17 protein-coding genes and 1 pseudogene are annotated in these 17293 nt (G+C 41.8%); 15 read left to right on the top strand and 3 right to left on the bottom strand.

From position 1 onward, the window contains the following. Positions 1-220: 220 nt before the first annotated feature. Complete coding sequence (locus RVY80_RS02060) at positions 221-856, bottom strand: hypothetical protein (RefSeq protein WP_317329461.1); 636 nt, start codon at positions 854-856, stop codon at positions 221-223. 440 nt (positions 857-1296) lie between these two features. Between RVY80_RS02060 and RVY80_RS02055 the strand changes: the two genes are divergently transcribed. From RVY80_RS02055 to RVY80_RS01990, 14 genes and pseudogenes are all read left to right on the top strand, one after another. Then, positions 1297-2184, top strand: coding sequence for a phosphate ABC transporter substrate-binding protein (locus RVY80_RS02055; RefSeq protein ID WP_317329460.1), 888 nt, complete (start codon positions 1297-1299; stop codon positions 2182-2184). 76 nt (positions 2185-2260) lie between these two features. Further along, complete coding sequence (gene pstC, locus RVY80_RS02050; RefSeq protein ID WP_295190956.1) at positions 2261-3157, top strand: phosphate ABC transporter permease subunit PstC; 897 nt, start codon at positions 2261-2263, stop codon at positions 3155-3157. Continuing rightward, complete coding sequence (gene pstA / locus RVY80_RS02045) at positions 3150-4019, top strand: phosphate ABC transporter permease PstA (RefSeq protein ID WP_295190954.1); 870 nt, start codon at positions 3150-3152, stop codon at positions 4017-4019. The genes pstC and pstA overlap by 8 nt, the downstream gene beginning before the upstream one ends. A gap of 3 nt (positions 4020-4022) precedes the next feature. Next, complete coding sequence (gene pstB, locus RVY80_RS02040; protein WP_295190952.1) at positions 4023-4772, top strand: phosphate ABC transporter ATP-binding protein PstB; 750 nt, start codon at positions 4023-4025, stop codon at positions 4770-4772. 17 nt (positions 4773-4789) lie between these two features. Further along, positions 4790-5422: a PhoU domain-containing protein gene (locus RVY80_RS02035; RefSeq protein WP_295190949.1), complete on the top strand. Its 633-nt coding sequence runs from the start codon at positions 4790-4792 to the stop codon at positions 5420-5422. A gap of 246 nt (positions 5423-5668) precedes the next feature. Then, positions 5669-6361 (top strand): response regulator transcription factor, encoded by a 693-nt coding sequence (locus RVY80_RS02030; protein WP_295190945.1) that lies wholly within the window; start codon positions 5669-5671, stop codon positions 6359-6361. Then, positions 6358-7743, top strand: coding sequence for a sensor histidine kinase (locus tag RVY80_RS02025; protein ID WP_317329458.1), 1386 nt, complete (start codon positions 6358-6360; stop codon positions 7741-7743). Before RVY80_RS02030 ends, RVY80_RS02025 begins: the two co-directional genes overlap by 4 nt. A 130-nt stretch (positions 7744-7873) precedes the next feature. After that, positions 7874-9001, top strand: coding sequence for an efflux RND transporter periplasmic adaptor subunit (locus RVY80_RS02020; RefSeq protein ID WP_317329457.1), 1128 nt, complete (start codon positions 7874-7876; stop codon positions 8999-9001). A gap of 119 nt (positions 9002-9120) precedes the next feature. After that, complete coding sequence (locus RVY80_RS02015; protein ID WP_317329570.1) at positions 9121-10038, top strand: DUF2156 domain-containing protein; 918 nt, start codon at positions 9121-9123, stop codon at positions 10036-10038. Between the two features lie 244 nt (positions 10039-10282). Beyond that, entirely contained in the window at positions 10283-11545 is a 1263-nt protein-coding gene (locus RVY80_RS02010; RefSeq protein ID WP_295190937.1) for a GNAT family N-acetyltransferase, read from the top strand. 45 nt (positions 11546-11590) lie between these two features. Then, positions 11591-12595, top strand: coding sequence for an RluA family pseudouridine synthase (locus RVY80_RS02005; RefSeq protein WP_295193137.1), 1005 nt, complete (start codon positions 11591-11593; stop codon positions 12593-12595). Continuing rightward, a complete protein-coding gene (locus RVY80_RS02000) occupies positions 12592-13296 on the top strand; it encodes an ATP-binding protein (protein WP_411040692.1) in 705 nt (234 codons plus the stop codon). The genes RVY80_RS02005 and RVY80_RS02000 overlap by 4 nt, the downstream gene beginning before the upstream one ends. After that, positions 13203-13466 (top strand): annotated as a pseudogene (locus RVY80_RS01995) (ArsC/Spx/MgsR family protein); the annotation flags it as partial. The gene RVY80_RS02000 and the pseudogene RVY80_RS01995, both read left to right, overlap by 94 nt. A 321-nt stretch (positions 13467-13787) precedes the next feature. Beyond that, a complete protein-coding gene (locus RVY80_RS01990; protein WP_317329455.1) occupies positions 13788-15707 on the top strand; it encodes a heavy metal translocating P-type ATPase in 1920 nt (639 codons plus the stop codon). 162 nt (positions 15708-15869) lie between these two features. Here the strand turns inward: RVY80_RS01990 and RVY80_RS01985 are convergent, their stop codons facing one another. Together RVY80_RS01985 and RVY80_RS01980 are read right to left on the bottom strand one after the other, a co-directional pair. Next, positions 15870-16118 carry a hypothetical protein gene (locus RVY80_RS01985; protein ID WP_295190921.1) on the bottom strand — a complete coding sequence of 83 codons (249 nt, stop codon included), beginning with the start codon at positions 16116-16118 and terminating at the stop codon, positions 15870-15872. Positions 16119-16221: 103 nt separating this feature from the next. Beyond that, positions 16222-16623 (bottom strand): glutathione peroxidase, encoded by a 402-nt coding sequence (locus RVY80_RS01980; protein ID WP_295190964.1) that lies wholly within the window; start codon positions 16621-16623, stop codon positions 16222-16224. A 182-nt stretch (positions 16624-16805) separates the two neighbouring features. Here RVY80_RS01980 and RVY80_RS01975 point away from each other — a divergent pair, with 182 nt between their 5' ends. Beyond that, on the top strand, positions 16806-17282 hold the full coding sequence (locus tag RVY80_RS01975; RefSeq protein WP_295190919.1) for a MarR family winged helix-turn-helix transcriptional regulator: 477 nt from the start codon (positions 16806-16808) through the stop codon (positions 17280-17282). The last annotated feature ends 11 nt before the right edge of the window (positions 17283-17293 follow it).

The raw sequence follows: 17293 nt of genomic DNA, 5'->3' as shown, positions 1-17293 counted from the left end.
TTCAGAATTAGGATTCTGTTTAGCAGATTTTAATTAAAATGCGAATGTACCTTTGGCATTATATTTCATACCTTTTGCATTATATTTCATACCTTTTGCATCTGTGTGGATGTTGGCATAACCGCCCATAATACCGACGCGAAGGGTATCCATGTGGTGGACATTCATTTTAGATGTATTAAATACATCAATACCAAGTTGCGTTACATTAGCAGTTTGATCAATGGTATTGAAACGATGGTCGTTTTAGTTTCATTTTTGATAGCAGCATGGCCTTGTACCATAATAGCGCTATTCCAGATTCTGGGGTGGCCCATTCTTTAGCATCAATATATATATTCGTACTTTTAACTTTTACTTCTACAGAATTGGTAGATTTAAAATTAGGTAAGTTTGAAACATGTGTATTGTCTTTATCCGCGCCACTTAGAATGCCGACAACAGGCACGTTGCTTTCATTTTGTTGGATGATATCGAGATTGATGGCTGTTTTAGAGGCCTCAATGTTGCCTACATTACCGCCGATACCAACAGTTTGATGAATCGCATTTGGATTAGTTGCATCATGACCTTGGGAGCGTAAATGAATATTTAAATTTTGAATATCCTTAATGGTGGTTGCATTTTGGTCACTGCTGGTAGCCCCCCAATTTAGGCCGGTCACACTTTTTCCGGTCAAATCAAAGTCTACTGTCTGCTCCCCTTTATATACAGTTTCGCCTATATGGATGACTGCTACATGGGCATTATCTCTTATTTCAGCCCTTCCCGTTAATGTATACTCTCCTGCATGAACATTAAAAATAAACGTCGTCGTAGCTAATAGAGTCGCCGCATAAAGTAATTTTCTTTTCATAATTCCTCGCACTTTAAACACACAGAAAACACAAAACTTCCCCTCAAAATTATTATGAAAAATGAATAAATACAACATGTTTTGCATATAAAAACGATTTTGTAGGAGAAGTGTGAGCACTGTGTTAGGGGGCGGTTAGAAATCTGTTAAAAACTCATGTAATTTAGCATTAATACAAAAATATGCGTATGTTTCTATAGAAAACACCGCTTTTGTAAAATTCAAAGTACACTCACTAGATTCTTTACAATTTCTTTACAAACCAAAGGTTGTGACTTTACGTTCGTTCGTTATCATAATCTCAGAAGTTAAAGATAACTCACTTGTACCGAGTACATACATATATCGGGAGGCGGCTGACGCTTTGATCGGCACACTAATAGATGGGGTAACGGGTACTAATTTTTAAATGCTACTTACAACGAGGAGGAACAGTAGACATGAAACTGAACAAAATGATTGCAATAGGTTTAATGGGTGTTATGACAATGGGCGTAATCGCAGGTTGCGGCGCAGACACTAAAAAAGCAGAAGGTGGTGTTCCAGCATCTAAAGTAACTGGCACAGTTACAGCATCTGGCTCCAGCGCACTTTTACCATTGGCTAAATTGGCAGGTGACCAATTCAAAGCTAAAAACCCTGATGTGTCTATGACAATCAACGGTGGCGGTTCCGGTACTGGTTTGAAACAAGTATTTGACGGTACTGTAACAATCGGTAACTCTGACGTAGCAGCAGAAGAAAAATTATCTCCAGAACAAGCTAAACAATTAGTTGACCACAAAGTAGCTGTTGTAACAATGGCAACTGTAGCTAACAAAAAAATCGCTGACACCGTAAAAACATTGAGCAAAGACCAATTAAAAGGCATCTTCACTGGTCAAATCACTAACTGGAGTGCAGTAGGTGGTCCTGACTTGCCTATCACATTGATTTCTCGCCCAGCAACATCCGGTACTCGTGCATTGTTCGAAAAATTCGCACTCGATGGTGCTAAAGAAGCAACAAACAAATCTCTAGAAACTGATGATTCCGGTGCTTTGATTCAAACAATCGCAGATAACGAAGGTGCTATCGGTTACGTAGCATTGTCCTACTTGGGTAAGAGCGACAAAGTAGCTCCTATCGCTATTGGTGGTGTAGCTCCAACTCTTGAAAACACTTACAATGGCACATACCCAGTATGGGGTTATGAACACATGTATACTAAAGGCGAAGCAAAAGACGCAGCTAAATCTTACTTAGACTTCGTAGTATCTGATGAGTTCGGCAAAAAAATCGAAGAAATGGGTTACGGCGTAACTTCCAAAATGAAAGTAAGCCGCTAATAATTTCATTACGGGAAAACAAATGGTGCCTGGTGTTTTCACCAGGCACTAATTTTCACTAGACAGGAGTAAGCATATGAAAAAAAGCACTATGGTGCAAGACAATGCCTTTCGTTATGTAGTCAGCGTTGGCGCACTCTTAATGATCGGTATTACCTTTGCCATCGGGGCGTTCCTACTGTGGCGCGGTAGTGCCACTTTCACTCAGTACGGTCATAGCGTGATGGAATTCTTGTTCTCCACAGCGTGGGCACCAGCGGATGACACTGTGGGCGGTGGTAAAGTAGGGGCAGGCATCTTCATTATCGGTTCTTTGATTAGTTGTGGTTTGGCATTGCTCATTTCTACGCCATTCAGCATTGGGGCGGCACTGTTCATGACAGAAATTTCCCCGCGACTAGGTAAAACATTATTACAACCAACAGTAGAAATCTTCGTTGGTATTCCATCTGTAGTATATGGTTGGTTAGGGTTAACAATTCTTGTTCCTTGGATTAAAGAAGTATTTAATTTACAATTTGGTTTCTCTGTATTGGCAGCAGCGATTGTGTTGGCGGTTATGATTTTCCCAACCATCACATCCATCGCAGCGGATGCGATCCAAAGTGTACCAAAGAGTTTCCGTCAAGCTGGTTACGGTCTCGGTGCTACTCGTTGGCAAGTTATCTACCAAATCGTGTTACCATCTGCTAAGAGCGGTATCATGACAGGTATCGTACTTGGCTTGGCACGTGCCTTTGGTGAAGCATTGGCAGTAGCTATGGTTATTGGTAAAACTAAGGCACTTCCAGATTCCTTGTTGGCACCTACAACGAACTTAACATCTGCTATTGCCTCCGATATGGGTGGTGCCATGGAAGGTTCCGAGTACAACATGGCGTTGTGGACAATGGCATTATTGCTATTCATCATTTCTGCATTATGTATCGTAACAATTCATGCACTAGGTAAAAAGGAGAGCATTCATGACTAGTATAGATAGAGCTAACTTCGTGAACCGCATAGCTACCATCGTATTCTACATCGTGGCGGGCTGCTTCTTCCTATTGTTAGCATGTATGACAGGCTATTCCCTATACAACGGTTTTGGCGGTGGCAACTTGCGTTTGCTTTCACCAGAAGGTATCGGGGCCCAATTATTCAATACCATTTACCTCGTAGTACTAGCGTTACTCATCAGTATGCCAATCGGTATCCTCGCGGGGATTTACATGGCTATGTACGCAAAACCAGGTAATTTCACTAAATTTATTCGTATCTCCATTGAAACTTTGTCATCCTTACCATCCATCGTAATTGGCTTGTTCGGTTACCTAGTATTCATTTTGTTAACAGGTGCGAAATGGAATTTGTTCGCTGGTGCGTTAACTGTATCCATCTTGATGTTACCAGTATTGACAACCATCACTGAGGATGCGTTGCGTTCCCTTCCTGACAGCTACGCTAAAGCGAGCTATGGTCTAGGGGCTACTAAATTCCAAACCATTCGTAATGTATTGTTACCAGCTTGTATCCCACAAATCATCACAGGTATTATCCTCGCTGCAGGTCGTGCTTTTGGTGAAGCCGCTGCGTTATTGTACACAGCAGGTATGGCTACAGATATTAACTGGGCTAGTACAAACTTGGCATCCCCAACAAACCCTTGGAACCCGTTCCGACCTGGTGAAACGTTGGCATTACAAATTTGGGCATCTCGTACAGAGGCGTTGCACGCTGATGCAAGCGCTATGGCTGATTTGTCCGCAGCAGTATTGATGGTTTTGATTTGCACATTCACAATCGTCGCGCGTTATTTGAGCCGTAGATGGCAAAATCGCATGATGGGGAGGTAAACTGTGAGCATTTTTAATATACAAGATCTACACCTTTTCTATGGCCAAACTGAGGCGTTAAAAGGTATTAATATGGATATCGAGAAAAACGAAATTACTGCTTTCATCGGTCCATCTGGTTGTGGTAAATCCACATTGTTGAAAACCCTAAATCGTATGAATGATTTAGAAGAAAACGTACGCATCACTGGCAATGTTATTTTTGACGGTAAAAATGCTTACACTGAAATGGATCTAATCGCCCTTCGTTACCGCGTAGGCATGGTGTTCCAACAACCAAATCCATTCCCTAAGAGCGTATACGATAATATCGCTTACGGCCCTCGTTTGCAAGGCATCACTAGCTCTAGCGAACTTGATGAAATCGTGGAAACTAGTTTGAAGCAAGCAGCGATTTGGGACGAAGTTAAAGACCGTTTGAAAAAATCTGCCTTAGGTTTATCTGGTGGTCAACAACAACGTTTATGTATCGCTCGTACATTGGCAACAAAACCTGATGTAATCCTCATGGACGAACCTACATCTGCGCTAGATCCAATTTCCACATATAAAATCGAAGAATTAACGATGGAATTGAAAGAAAACTATACTATCGTTATCGTAACTCACAACTTGCAACAAGCCAGTCGTATTGCTGATAAAACGGCATTCTTCTTCCTTGGTGATTTGATTGAATATAATGATACAGAAGAGTTGTTTACTAGACCTGCTGTACAAAAAACAGAAGAATATATTACTGGTCGTTTCGGTTAATAGGGAGATAAAGATCAATGCGTGAAAAATTTCTTGAACAGCTAGAAAAAGTTAATGTTAATGTGCAAGAGCTATTAGCACGAGATACGGAAGCTGTTGAAAAATTAGTAGAAGACATTAAAACTGGCAGGGTAGAATTATTGAAGAATGTAGAAACATTTGAAGATGAGTCTCATCAATTAAATCGTACCGCAGAACATGCAGTTATGATGTTGTTATTACGTCAACAACCAGTGGCGGATGATTTACATGCCCTTACTAGTTCCTTGGCTATTTTCCGTAACTTGGTGCGTATCGCTATCCAAGCTACAGAATGTCACAAACTTTGGATTCAATTACCAAAGGAAGATCGTAAATATCCATTGCTTGAAAAACAAGGTGGCCTTGTGGTAGAAATGGCGAAAACATTACAAATCGGCGTAGAAACTCGCAGCGTTGATGTGCTTCGTAAAATTACTGAACAAGATGATTTGGTGGATGAAGTGTTCCTCGAAGTGAAGGAAAAAATCGTTACTGATATTCAAGAAAAAACGATTAATGCATCTGTAGCAGTAGATTTACTCTTGATGGGTAAATACTTCGAGAAAATGGGCGACCATTTGTCCTCCATTGCTCGTCATCAACTTCGCTTAATTGAACGTAAGTGGTAAAATAGTACTAAGAACAACATTACATTTTCTGGTGAAAGTCTATCCCTTGCGTTATTTATTGTTAGCACGGCATAGACTTTCATTAGCTTAATAGTAAAAAATGTAGAAAAGAACAGAGAACATTTAAAAATAGTGGCACATGATGCGAATCCATGATGAGAGTTCGCATTGGCCGTTGTAGATGAACACATAATAAACACATCGCTCACAGTAAGCGTGATGTATGAACAATGAGGAGGAATGACTATGGCAGGCACTGTAATTTATTGCGTAGAGGATGAGGAGTCCATTCGCGAGCTCATCGCCTATGTGTTAAATGGACAGGGGTATACGGTAAAAACATTCCCAGCAGCCGCTGAGTTCTGGGAAGCTATCGAAACGGACTTGCCAAGCCTCGTATTGCTCGACATTATGTTACCCGATGAGGATGGCAAAACAATCCTTGCAAAATTACGAAAACAAACACGTACTGCTGAATTGCCAGTTGTGCTATTAACTGCACGCACTAGTGAGTTCGATGTGGTCCAAGGTCTCGATAGTGGTGCTGACGACTATATCAAAAAACCGTTTAGTGTAGTGGAGTTGATGGCTCGTGTGAAAGCATTATTACGTCGTGTCGGTACGATAACGGAAAAACCAGATCGCATCGAATGTCATGGCGTGGTAGTGAACCGCAAAAAACACAAGGTTAAGGTAGACGGCAAAAAGGTTGAGTTAACTGCTAAGGAATTTGATGTATTAGAATATTTGTTGGAAAACGAGGGCATTGTCCTTAGCCGAGAGCAAATTCTCAGCGAAGTGTGGGGATTTTCCTTTGAAGGTACAACGCGTACCGTAGATATGCATATTGCTACATTGCGCCAAAAAATCGGGGATGCCGCACAATACATTGAAACATCGCGTGGTATTGGGTATCGCTGGAGGGGGTTAGATGAATGAGAATAACCATATTTAGACGATTGCTCAGTATGGGGGTTCTGTATATTTTGTCTATCACTATACTCGTCTGTATAGGGATATTCTTCTTTACCCGTAATGCTGTATTAGAAACTATCGGTCACGAGGCACGCACGGTGGCAGCATTTAGTACGAATGTGGCCAATGATGCAGAGGCTTGGAAATCGATACAACAACACAATGATCGTCATCTTCGGTTAACCATTATTGATCCATCCGGTGCTGTTCTTTATGAATCAGAACGCAGTGCAGCGGGGATGGATAATCACAAGGATCGTCCAGAGGTCAAGGCGGCTTTTGAAACTGGTGAAAGCCACGGCGAGCGTATGTCCGCTACCATGGGCGTATCCACATTCTATTACGCGGTGAAAGCCCCTAATGGCTATGTCATTCGTGTTGCTACAGAGGCTTCAAGTCTGCAAACCTATTTGTACGGTGGATTCCTCGTAGCCTTTTTACTAACGGTTATATATATTATTAGTCTCTACTACGTAGCCCGCCGCATGTCGGAAGACATTGTGAAACCAATAGAGGCAGCCTTTCGTGGATGGACACATAAACGAGGCACTCGAGTATTGAAACACTTGTCACAAAGCTATGTGGAACTAGAGCCATTGGTAGAAACATTGCAGAAACAACAAACAGAATTAAACGACTATATTTCATCGGAGACCAAGCGTAGACAAGAGTTTTCGGCGAATATTGCACACGAATTAAAAACACCGCTTACTACTATTAGTGGTTATGCAGAACTGTTAAAGGCTGGCTACGTTAATTCCGTTGAAGAATCTTTGAGCCTTGGAGAAAAAATTTATAATGCCTCACAACGCATGTTGGGTACCATAGAAAGCATTCTCCATCTCTCTGAAATTGAAGCGGATATGTGGGGTGATTTGCTCACTGCCGTAGATGCTAAATCCGTGTGGCAACAAGCTTGGAAAATTTTGGAAACGAAGGACCAAGTCAAACAAAATCAAGTGACATTTGCTATTGCTGGGGATATTCCACAAGTGGAAGGCCATCCATCATTGCTTCTCGAAATGGCAGTGAACCTATTGGATAACGCTGTTAAATATAGCAAACCAGGCGATGCTAATGCGATTAATTTAACACTATCTCAAGATGGTGGTATGGCAAAGATGGTTCTCACAGATGTAGGTATCGGTATTCCAGCGGATAAGGTGAATCGAATCTTTGAAAGATTTTACCGCGTCGATCCAAGCCGTAATAATGCGAAGGTCTCCGGTACAGGCGTAGGCCTAGCCCTCGTAAAACACATCGTAGACGTCCATAAAGGCACTATCGAAGTGGCTAGCGAAGAAGGCCATGGCACAACGTTTACCGTGGAGATTCCATTTAAATAATGAATAAAAGCTAGAATTACACCTCTTGTGGGAGATGTGATTCTAGCTTTTTTAATGGAATTTATACCCAATATTTGATATAATGAGATATTGAAAATTATCTATCCAAATGATGTGGAGATGAGAATTAATGAAACAACATAAACAATGGCTATGGCCACTGATGCTCCTAATGATGGGCCTCGTGCTCGTTGTGGCAGGGTGTGGCACTAGCAAGGTGGCCGTGTTATCTGTAGCGTATCGGGATATGCCAATCCAAATTAGCGCAGATGCGAATGTGTCGGCTCTTAACAAGGCGACCATTACAACAACGGTATCTGGGCAGGTGTCCAGTTACATGGTAAAAACTGGCGATCAGGTCACACAAGGCCAAATCGTAGCGGTCATGGATATGTCCGCACAGCAACAACAATTAGAGCAATTAAATCAACAATTGATGGAGGCTGCAACGACTGTGTCGGCGCAAACGACTACGACTGTGGCAGCCTCTGTAGATAGTGCCCAACTTGCACAAGCACAACAAATGCGTGATGCGGGCATTATTACACAAAAGGAATACAATGTCATTGCCTCCCGTGCACAAGCCTCTACGGTAACGACGGGTGGCACAACGAGCGGTGCTAGTAGTGCACAAATCGGCGCCATTCAGGCGGCCATTGCACAAGTGCAAACACAAATTAATTCCGCTCAAATCACAGCGCCTATCGCAGGTACTGTGGCGACGATTTATAATGAGGACCGAAAAATGGCCATCGCAGATCGTCCTTTCATGTTGATTCAACAGGCTAGCCCAGTGGTAGCGTCCTTGAGTATCCCTCAAGATGCGGCATTGAAATTGGCGGCGCCTGAGGCGAAATCCTCTATGAAAGTATCCCTCAAGGTGGGGGATCAAATCATCCCTGGTGAATTAACCTATGTGGATACAACGCAACCAGCAGGTACACCAAGTGTGTTGGTAAAAGCAAGTTTCAATAACGAACAAGGCTTCATCAAACCTGGTGAGTTCTATACATTACTCATCGAATCCAACGTGAATGCATCGATGTTGTCTATTCCAAAATCGGTAGTTCACGAAAATCAAGATGGTAAATACGTGTATGTTGTCACTAAGGACAACACCGTAGATGTACGTGTTATCGAAACGGGTGAAACTGTAGATGAGTATACTGCCATTTTGTCTGGTTTGAACGAAGGAGAACAAGTTATCACGACTTCCGGCGTGTTTGAACTAGGAGAAAAGGTAGAGGTTACACAGTGATAGTGTTTTGTCACTTTCACCAATCATAATTTTGTAGATATCAGCACTGGTAAAACATGAGGCTGAGTCCATAGATAGAAAAGTAGCATTTGATTTATAAGCCATAGGAGGAGAGTACTATTTTAGAATTTAAACGTTTTGAATTATCGGATAAACCGTTAATCGACAAATATTTTGAACAACATCATTACGAAGCATCTGACAATTGCTTCACAACATTGTACATGTGGCAGGATCCATACGGTATCCGTTGGGCTGAGGAAAAAGGTGTATTGTACATCCAAGGCGGCGGTAAACGCGAGCCATTCCTATTGCCACCATTCGCAGGGAAAGATGCGAAATTCCTAGACGGGTTGCTTCGTGCGAAAGAATGGTTTGTGGAAAACAATTTACCATTCCGTTTCAAAGGGATTAGTTCCTTGATGAAAAAGCGCATGGAGGAATTGTGCCCAGGTCGTTATGCATTCACATCCGACCGCGACAATTTCGAGTATATTTACAAATCCGAGGATTTGATTAATCTCTCTGGTAAAAAGTTCCGTCAAAAGAAAAACCATTTGAACCAATTCCGCATGCAATATTCCAACTACGAATATGTGCCGATTACGGAAGACATCATTCCATTGTGTCGTGAAACAGCAGCTAGCTGGGTGGAAACACATCACGAAGAAGGTATCGAAGATGAGTTGGTAGCTATTAATTTGTTATTTGATAACTGGGATGCATTGGGATTGCAAGGTGGCGCTATTAAATTATTCGGTCGCGTTGAGGCCTTTAGTATCGGCGAAAAGTTGAATGACAAAGTAGCGTTGATTCACATTGAAAAAGCAAATCCTGACATTCGTGGTTTGTATCAAGCAATCAACAACGAATTTATTCGTCATACGTTTGCTGATGTAGAATTTATCAATCGCGAAGAAGACATGGGGTTACCTGGTCTTCGCCAAGCGAAAGAATCCTATAATCCAGATCACTTCGCTGAAAAATACGATGCGGTGTACGCAAACGAAGAAGATAACGCTACTGGCGGTAAATAATGAATGAGTTGGTGTTTCAATAGCGCCGGCGGCAGTATTGGCTGCGTATCATCTGCCCTAGTGGTGGCAGGCTATGATGCCGGCGAGAATACAGTATTACATTGAGCACCCTGCGGGGTGCTCGTTTGCTAAGTAAAGGAGAATGCCTCTCGCGTAGGACTGAACTCATGCTATGGGCACAACGTTTTATCCAAGGAATACAAGACGTGCAATGTATTACCTTATATCTAGAAAGGACATAATTATGGAATTTAGACTAGCCATCCCGACGGATACGGAAGAAGTATCCTCTTTATGGGCCTATTGTTTTGAACCAAAAGAAGATCCATTTTTCCAATATTATTTTGAAAATTGCTACGAGCCAGAAAATACGATGGTAGGTATCGAGGAAGGTCAATTGCTCAGCACTGTTCACCTTCGCCAGTACGATTTAAACGTCCGTGGAACAACCATCCCAACGAGCTACATGATTGGCGTGGCCACACATCCTGCCGCTCGTCGTGGCGGTATCGGCGGTGCGTTGTTGTTGAGTTCCCTTGAGGAATTGAAACAGCGCGATCAAGGTATTACTATTTTGATGCCGTCTAAGGCTGCTTTCTACCAACAGTATGGTTGGGAATTGTACGCTCATCAATGGGTGCAAACTCTGCCTCTTGACGAGTTGCGCCCTATGACGGACCGTTCCTTGCATTTCGGCTTGCTTAACAGCGTGGAACAATGGACGTTGCTTGCGCCTGTATACGATGAATATACAACAGGTCTTTCTGGCTATGCGGTGCGTGGCGAAACGGAATGGAAACGCTTGCTTGGCAGCTTCTTTGCAGAGGGCGTGAACGTAGCCGTAGCTCGCAATGAGGTGGGGGATATCGAGGCGTATTGCGTGTACCGTCTTGGCGCGCCTGAAATTATGGTATCTGAGCTAGTATATATATCCCGTCGTGGACAAAAATCTATGCTCAACTATTTGTACAATCATCGTTCCCAAGGTGAAAGCATCCGTTGGAACGAGGGACTTCATGATGTGGGCTATCGCTTCCATCCGAATGGCAAGACAGGCCACACAACGATGCCATATATGATGAGCCGTATTGTAGATGTGCAAACGGCGGTTGAATCCATTCCGGTGGACGCTGATGCAGCGATGATGGAAATTACTTTCACCCTCGCGGTGCGCGACGAATTGTGCGCGTGGAACGAGGGCATCTATGAAATTACCCTCGGCGGTGCAAGCGCCGCTCTTGATATTGCAGACGTGCAAAACAAGGACGATTTGATGCGCTTGCTCGGAGTGAATGGCGGTACGCCGAAGGTGAAAAAAATCTCTGATTCCAGTGAAGGAACTAGCGATGTATATATCGAGGTAGGCGCGCTCAGCCTATTGCTCATGGGCGCTGTGAGTGCTAACGAATTGGCCTTCGAGGAAAAAATCCAAGGTGGTCAAGAATGGCTCGATTATTTGGATTTGGTGTATCCAAAACAAAATACATATATTAATGAATGGTGGTAAATCGGTCTCAGACTATGATTTATGCGGTGCCGAGGAGGCGCTATTATGAGTTGGAAAACCTATACAATTAAAGAAAAAACGGACCTCACCGTGTCGGCCTATGTGAAGGGACGATTCAAACTGTCTAGTCGTGACATCCAAGGTCTATTTCGCAAAAAGCGCGTGAAGGTGAATAGTCGCGTGGCCCATTCCAAACGACCTCTCAAGGTGGGAGATGTGCTGACCGTGCAATTACCGCAGGATAAGGACTACGGCATGACCGTTGAAAAAGGCCCTATCGACGTGATTTATGAAGATAAACATACCTTGGTCATTAATAAACCACCATTCATGCTCGTCCACCCTACAGGACAGACGAAAGAGCATACATTGAGTAACTTTGTGGCTGGCTATTATGCAAAAAAAGGCGTAGTTCATAAGATTCGTCCTGCTCATCGACTTGATCGCGATACCTCTGGCTGTATTCTATTTGGTAAAACAAAGGAAGCTCAACAATATTATTCGGAGCAAATGCAACAAGGTCACATCGCTCGTGTATACCGTGGATTTGTTCAAGGTGAATTGACGAATACCGATTGGGAAACGATAAACGAGCCAATCGGTGTAGATCCTATACATGATAATCGTCGTTGTGTGGATGAATTTGGACAAGCGGCCCAGACGCGGTATCGAGTGCTTGATGAGAGCGGTAAATGTGAAGTCGCCGACAAGGCAGCGGTGGGCACTAGTTCAAGTGGTACTGTGGATTCCGCAGTGGATGGTACAGCAGATCGCGGGTCCGTTCCTGTGATTCCAGCTAATGCGACCTATATTGAGTTCACTATTCCAACGGGTCGCACACATCAAATCCGTGTTCATATGGCCCATATCGGCCATCCTGTGGTCGGCGATGCGATGTACGGCCGTCGCGAGAAACCGTATACACGTCAATGTTTGCATGCCTATGAACTACAGTTTGTGCCTTTTGGTCAAACTGAGGTTATTTCTGTGAAAGCAGAATTGCCTGAGAATTTTGGGCGAGAGAAGAAAAATACGTGGGTTTTACCATGATACTTCCTTTAAATTTTGAAGAGTATCTGGGAATGAAACAATTCTACAATAAACCTGTAGAATATAATATGGCGATAGAACTCAATAATTACCTTAATGAAGGTGGATTTCCTCGAACCGTTTTATATGACTCCATAGCAGATAAGCGGACCTATGTTACTTCCGTTGTGAAAGAAATATTTGAGAAGGATATAAAACGGCGTGTGCAGATACGAAATATAGAGTTGTTTGAACGTTTGCGAGACTTTATCATTAATAATTTTGGTGCAACCTTTAGCAGTCAAAGTCTCCAGAAAGCACTTGCTAACACAGGACTTAATGTAAAACGACAAACTATTGCTAGATATATTGATATACTTACAGCATCTAAAATTCTTTATCAATGTAACCGATTTGATATGAAGTCCAAGCGCTCATTATCTGGGGAGAAAAAATATTATCTTTCAGACACATCGTTTTATTTTGTCATGAACACTGATAATCGAATTAATTATGGACCAGCATTAGAAAATATTGTCTACACCTATCTGCGGTCCAAAGATTACTCTGTCAGCGTTGGACGAATTGGCAAGCTAGAATGCGATTTTATCGTTCGAGATAATGTATTATCAAGGAAGAAAATCCAACAGCTGAAGAAATCGCAACTTGGTATCCAAAGAGCGGTAAAAAGATTGAAAAGTTCTTTAATACCTCTGGTTTGATTTACCGTGCAGAGCAATTGAAAGATAAATTGCCTACATTGAGCGAAGAGGAAAAAGTAGCCTTGTTAGCTACTAACGGTATGTTGGTAAAACGCCCTATTTTGATCTTAGATGATATTGTCTTGGTAGGTTTTAAAGAAGCTGAGTGGAAAGAAACATTAAAACTGTAAACTGATAATTCTATCATTTTTGAATGTATTGAGTAGTGACTCGTAATGAGTTGCTACTCTTTTTTTGATTTCATATGAATACATAATCATGTTTCCACAATTCGTGTAATTTCTAGGTGAATTAATATTTTTTAGTTGACAGGGGATACCCATGTGGGTATATTTAAGTTAAATAAACATATACCCCTATTGGTATATAGCAGATATTACAATCAGGACATGTTAACTAAGAATATATCGCAAAAATGAGAATATAGTTGGCTGTTATAAAGGTAGTCGTAATAAGGGTTTCAATATAGAGAAAAATTGGAGGTAATCATTATGAAATTCACTAAATCTTGGCCTGAATGGGTCAATAGGGATAATATTATGTTGTTTCTTGGTGGCGTTGGTGTCGTACTGAGTCTATTGGATATTACATTATATGGCTTTGATTTTGCATGGATCACCATTGTATTGTGTGGGTTACCAATTATTATTGGTGCAGCTCAAGCGTTGTGGGAAGATTTCGACGTTAAGGCTGATTTGCTGGTATCCTTGGCGCTCATCGCAGCTGTAACTATTGGCGAAACCTTTGCAGCTGCAGAGGTTGCTTTCATCATGCAAGTCGGTTCCATGCTAGAGGAAATGACTGTGTCTAAAGCGCAAGCAGGTATTGAACGTCTTGTGAAATTGACACCGACCACAGCTCGTGTGGTGCGCAATAATCAAGAAGAAGTGATTCCGGCGGAACACGTTGAGGTAGGCGATATCATTCGCGTGCTGCCAGGTGAATCCATTCCCGTGGACGGCGTGATTACAGTGGGCGAAACGGCTATCGACCAATCCGTTATGACTGGGGAATCCCTACCGGTTGATAAAATGGTGGGCGACGACGTATCCTCTGGTACAGTTAACCAATTCGGCGCGTTCGATATGCGTGCCACAAAACAAGGTGAAGATAGTTCCATTCAACGTATGATTAAACTTGTGCAATCCGTAGATCCAGGTAACGCCAATATCGTTGGTATCGCAGACCGTTGGGCTACATGGATTGTTGTGATTGCATTGCTCGCAGCTATTTGTACGTATATTGTAACTGGCGAAATTATTCGTTCCGTAACAATCCTTGTTGTGTTCTGTCCATGTGCGTTGGTGCTTGCCACACCAGCAGCGATTATGGCGGGTATCAGTAATGCCAGCCACCATGGCTTCCTCGTTCGTCGTGGTAACATCATGGAACGCCTTGCAGAGGTAACAACAATGACATTTGATAAAACTGGTACATTAACATATGGTGTGCCAACTGTATCTGGTATCGAATCTGTAGGAGCCCTTTCTAATGAAAGTCTCTATAACCTCGTGGCCTCTGCAGAACAACGCTCTGAACATCCATTGGGCAAGGCTATTGTGAAAGGCTACCGTGAAAACCATACTGATGCATTATCCGATGTATCCGATTTCAAAATGATTTCTGGTAAAGGTTTATCTGCTACTATTAACGGTCAACGTGTTATCGCTGGTAACGAAACGTTGATGAACGTAGAATCTATCGCTGTATCCGAATCTGTAGCAGAACGGATTAATCGCTACCTTGATCAAGGTTCCTCCATCGTATACGTGGCTGTGAATGGTGTCCTTGAAGGTTACCTTGCACTTGCTGACAAGGTTCGTGATGAAAGTCGCGCTGTCATCGATGAGTTAGATAATATCGGCGTTACGCCAGTATTATTAACCGGAGATAACCAAAATACAGCGAAAACTATTGCTAGTCGTTTGCACATTAGTCATGTGGTAGCTAATTGCTTACCAGAGGACAAAATGTCTCACATTGAAGAACTACAAGCGAAAAAAGAAGTGGTCGCTATGATTGGCGATGGTGTGAATGATGCGCCAGCCCTTAAAAAATCTGACGTAGGTATCGCTATGGGAGGTATCGGTAGTGATGTAGCAGTGGATGCGGCAGATATCGTATTGGTGAATGATGCGGTGAAAGAATTGCCTCATATGGTGGCATTGTCTAAACGTACCATGAAAACTATCAAAATCAACTTGGCCTTCTCTTTGATTTTAAATTTTGTGGCTATCGTGCTCGCTATCGTGGGTACCTTGAATCCAATAGTAGGTGCTTTGGTTCATAATGCAGGCAGTTTACTAGTTGTGGCTAATTCCGCTCTTTTGTTAAAATGGACATATAAAGGAGTGAATAACTATGGAGCTTATGAATTGTCTCAAAACACGCCACAGCTCGCGAAAATTTAAACAAGAGTCTATCGAAAAGGAACAGCTTGATATTGTCATCAGTAGTTAGAGTATACTGAGTGTGACAAATAATCAAATACACATAAAAATATCCCGTAGTAATGAGCCTAGATGCATCAGTACTACGGGATTGCTTCATATATTGTTAAAAATAGTTGGATGTTAGCATTCGATTTTATCGAATTGAATGCCGTGTGCTTCGAAGGCTTTTTCAAGACGTTTAGCGTGCATGATTTCTTCTGGAATTGTTTCCAAAATTTCATCAGCGATTTCAGCTGAGCCTTCTTCGCCTGTGGCGCGGATTTGATCTGCCATTTTTGTGAGTGTTTCTCCCGCTTGTGCTTCTTGACGATAGAAGTTTTTCACAAGGGCTAAGAATTTATCTTTATCGTCTGGACCAGCACCTAGCATAGCAGAATATTTGCCACCATGCGCAGCATCTTCTCCAGCATTATCATAGATAGCTTGCGCAATTCCATCATAGCCTATTGGGGATACTAAATTTAGCTATACATTATTCAGCCAATAATTTTTCGATAGCAGACTCCATTTCTTCTGGGGCTACCATTGGTTCAAAACGTTCTACGACTTCGCCTTTTTTGTTGATCAAGAATTTAGTGAAGTTCCATTTAATGGAGTCGCCTTCTAAATATTCAGGAAAGTTAGCTTGTAAATGGCCAGTTAACATTTCAGTCATGTCGGATTCAGGGAAACCTTTGAAACCTTGTTGTTCAGTCATGTATTTGAATACTGGCATTACGTTTTCACCACGTACGTTTGCTTTTGCCATTACAGGGAATGTGACACCAAAGTTTACCTTGCAGAAGTGTTGGATATCATCGTTTCTTTTTGAAAGCTTGTGATTCACCAAATTGGTGGGCACGAGATTAAAACTAAAATTGTAAAATTTCTTTATTATTTGTGTAAAATTGAATTGTATAAAACTTACTGTGCTTTCAGTATAAAAGATTTACAAAAGTTTGTCAAATAGTTTTTGACATTTTGTAGTAAATTGCATAAAATTAAATTAAAGAAGCGATTAATAGCATGTTATACTATTAATTATCATGACAAATAAAAAAAGTAAGGGAGATTCAAATGGAAGGTCTTGAGGAAATCAAAGTAGAAGATATGCTGAAATTAGAAAATCAGTTATGTTTTTCATTATATGTAACATCAAAGGAAATTGTTAATGCCTATCGTCCATATTTAGAACCATTGGATTTGACGTACACCCAATATATCGTAATGATGGCATTATGGGAGTATAAAGATATGGCGGTAAAAGAATTAGGTCATTTATTGATGCTTGATTCTGGGACACTTACACCATTGTTGAAAAAGTTAGAGGCAAAAGGCTATTTATCTCGTAAACGTTCTAAAAAAGATGAACGTGTGGTTATGGTGATTTTAACTGCTGAAGGTAAAGCACTACGTGAACGAGCTATGACAGTGCCACAAGAGCTAACAAAGAGTGTAAAAGGATTTTCTGTAGAAGATGTGCGTGAACTCAAACGCTTGTTACGCAAATTGCAAGTAGCCATGGGTGTACTACAACCTGAAGAAGAAAAATGATACGTTGAGTG

The sequence above is a fragment of the Veillonella absiana genome, assembly GCF_032970865.1.
GTDB classification, from domain to species: Bacteria; Bacillota; Negativicutes; order Veillonellales; family Veillonellaceae; genus Veillonella; species Veillonella absiana.
The sequence above is the reverse complement of the archived record's forward strand: the minus strand, read 5'-3'. Positions and strand labels throughout refer to the sequence as shown.

Coding starts and splice junctions, on each gene's coding strand:
- RVY80_RS02060 (WP_317329461.1), bottom strand. CDS start 856: ATGAAAAGAAAATTACTTTATGCGGCGACTCTATTAGCTACGACGACG.
- RVY80_RS02055 (WP_317329460.1), top strand. CDS start 1,297: ATGAAACTGAACAAAATGATTGCAATAGGTTTAATGGGTGTTATGACA.
- pstC (WP_295190956.1), top strand. CDS start 2,261: ATGAAAAAAAGCACTATGGTGCAAGACAATGCCTTTCGTTATGTAGTC.
- pstA (WP_295190954.1), top strand. CDS start 3,150: ATGACTAGTATAGATAGAGCTAACTTCGTGAACCGCATAGCTACCATC.
- RVY80_RS02035 (WP_295190949.1), top strand. CDS start 4,790: ATGCGTGAAAAATTTCTTGAACAGCTAGAAAAAGTTAATGTTAATGTG.
- RVY80_RS02030 (WP_295190945.1), top strand. CDS start 5,669: ATGGCAGGCACTGTAATTTATTGCGTAGAGGATGAGGAGTCCATTCGC.
- RVY80_RS02025 (WP_317329458.1), top strand. CDS start 6,358: ATGAGAATAACCATATTTAGACGATTGCTCAGTATGGGGGTTCTGTAT.
- RVY80_RS02020 (WP_317329457.1), top strand. CDS start 7,874: ATGAAACAACATAAACAATGGCTATGGCCACTGATGCTCCTAATGATG.
- RVY80_RS02010 (WP_295190937.1), top strand. CDS start 10,283: ATGGAATTTAGACTAGCCATCCCGACGGATACGGAAGAAGTATCCTCT.
- RVY80_RS02005 (WP_295193137.1), top strand. CDS start 11,591: ATGAGTTGGAAAACCTATACAATTAAAGAAAAAACGGACCTCACCGTG.
- RVY80_RS02000 (WP_411040692.1), top strand. CDS start 12,592: ATGATACTTCCTTTAAATTTTGAAGAGTATCTGGGAATGAAACAATTC.
- RVY80_RS01990 (WP_317329455.1), top strand. CDS start 13,788: ATGAAATTCACTAAATCTTGGCCTGAATGGGTCAATAGGGATAATATT.
- RVY80_RS01985 (WP_295190921.1), bottom strand. CDS start 16,118: ATGCTAGGTGCTGGTCCAGACGATAAAGATAAATTCTTAGCCCTTGTG.
- RVY80_RS01975 (WP_295190919.1), top strand. CDS start 16,806: ATGGAAGGTCTTGAGGAAATCAAAGTAGAAGATATGCTGAAATTAGAA.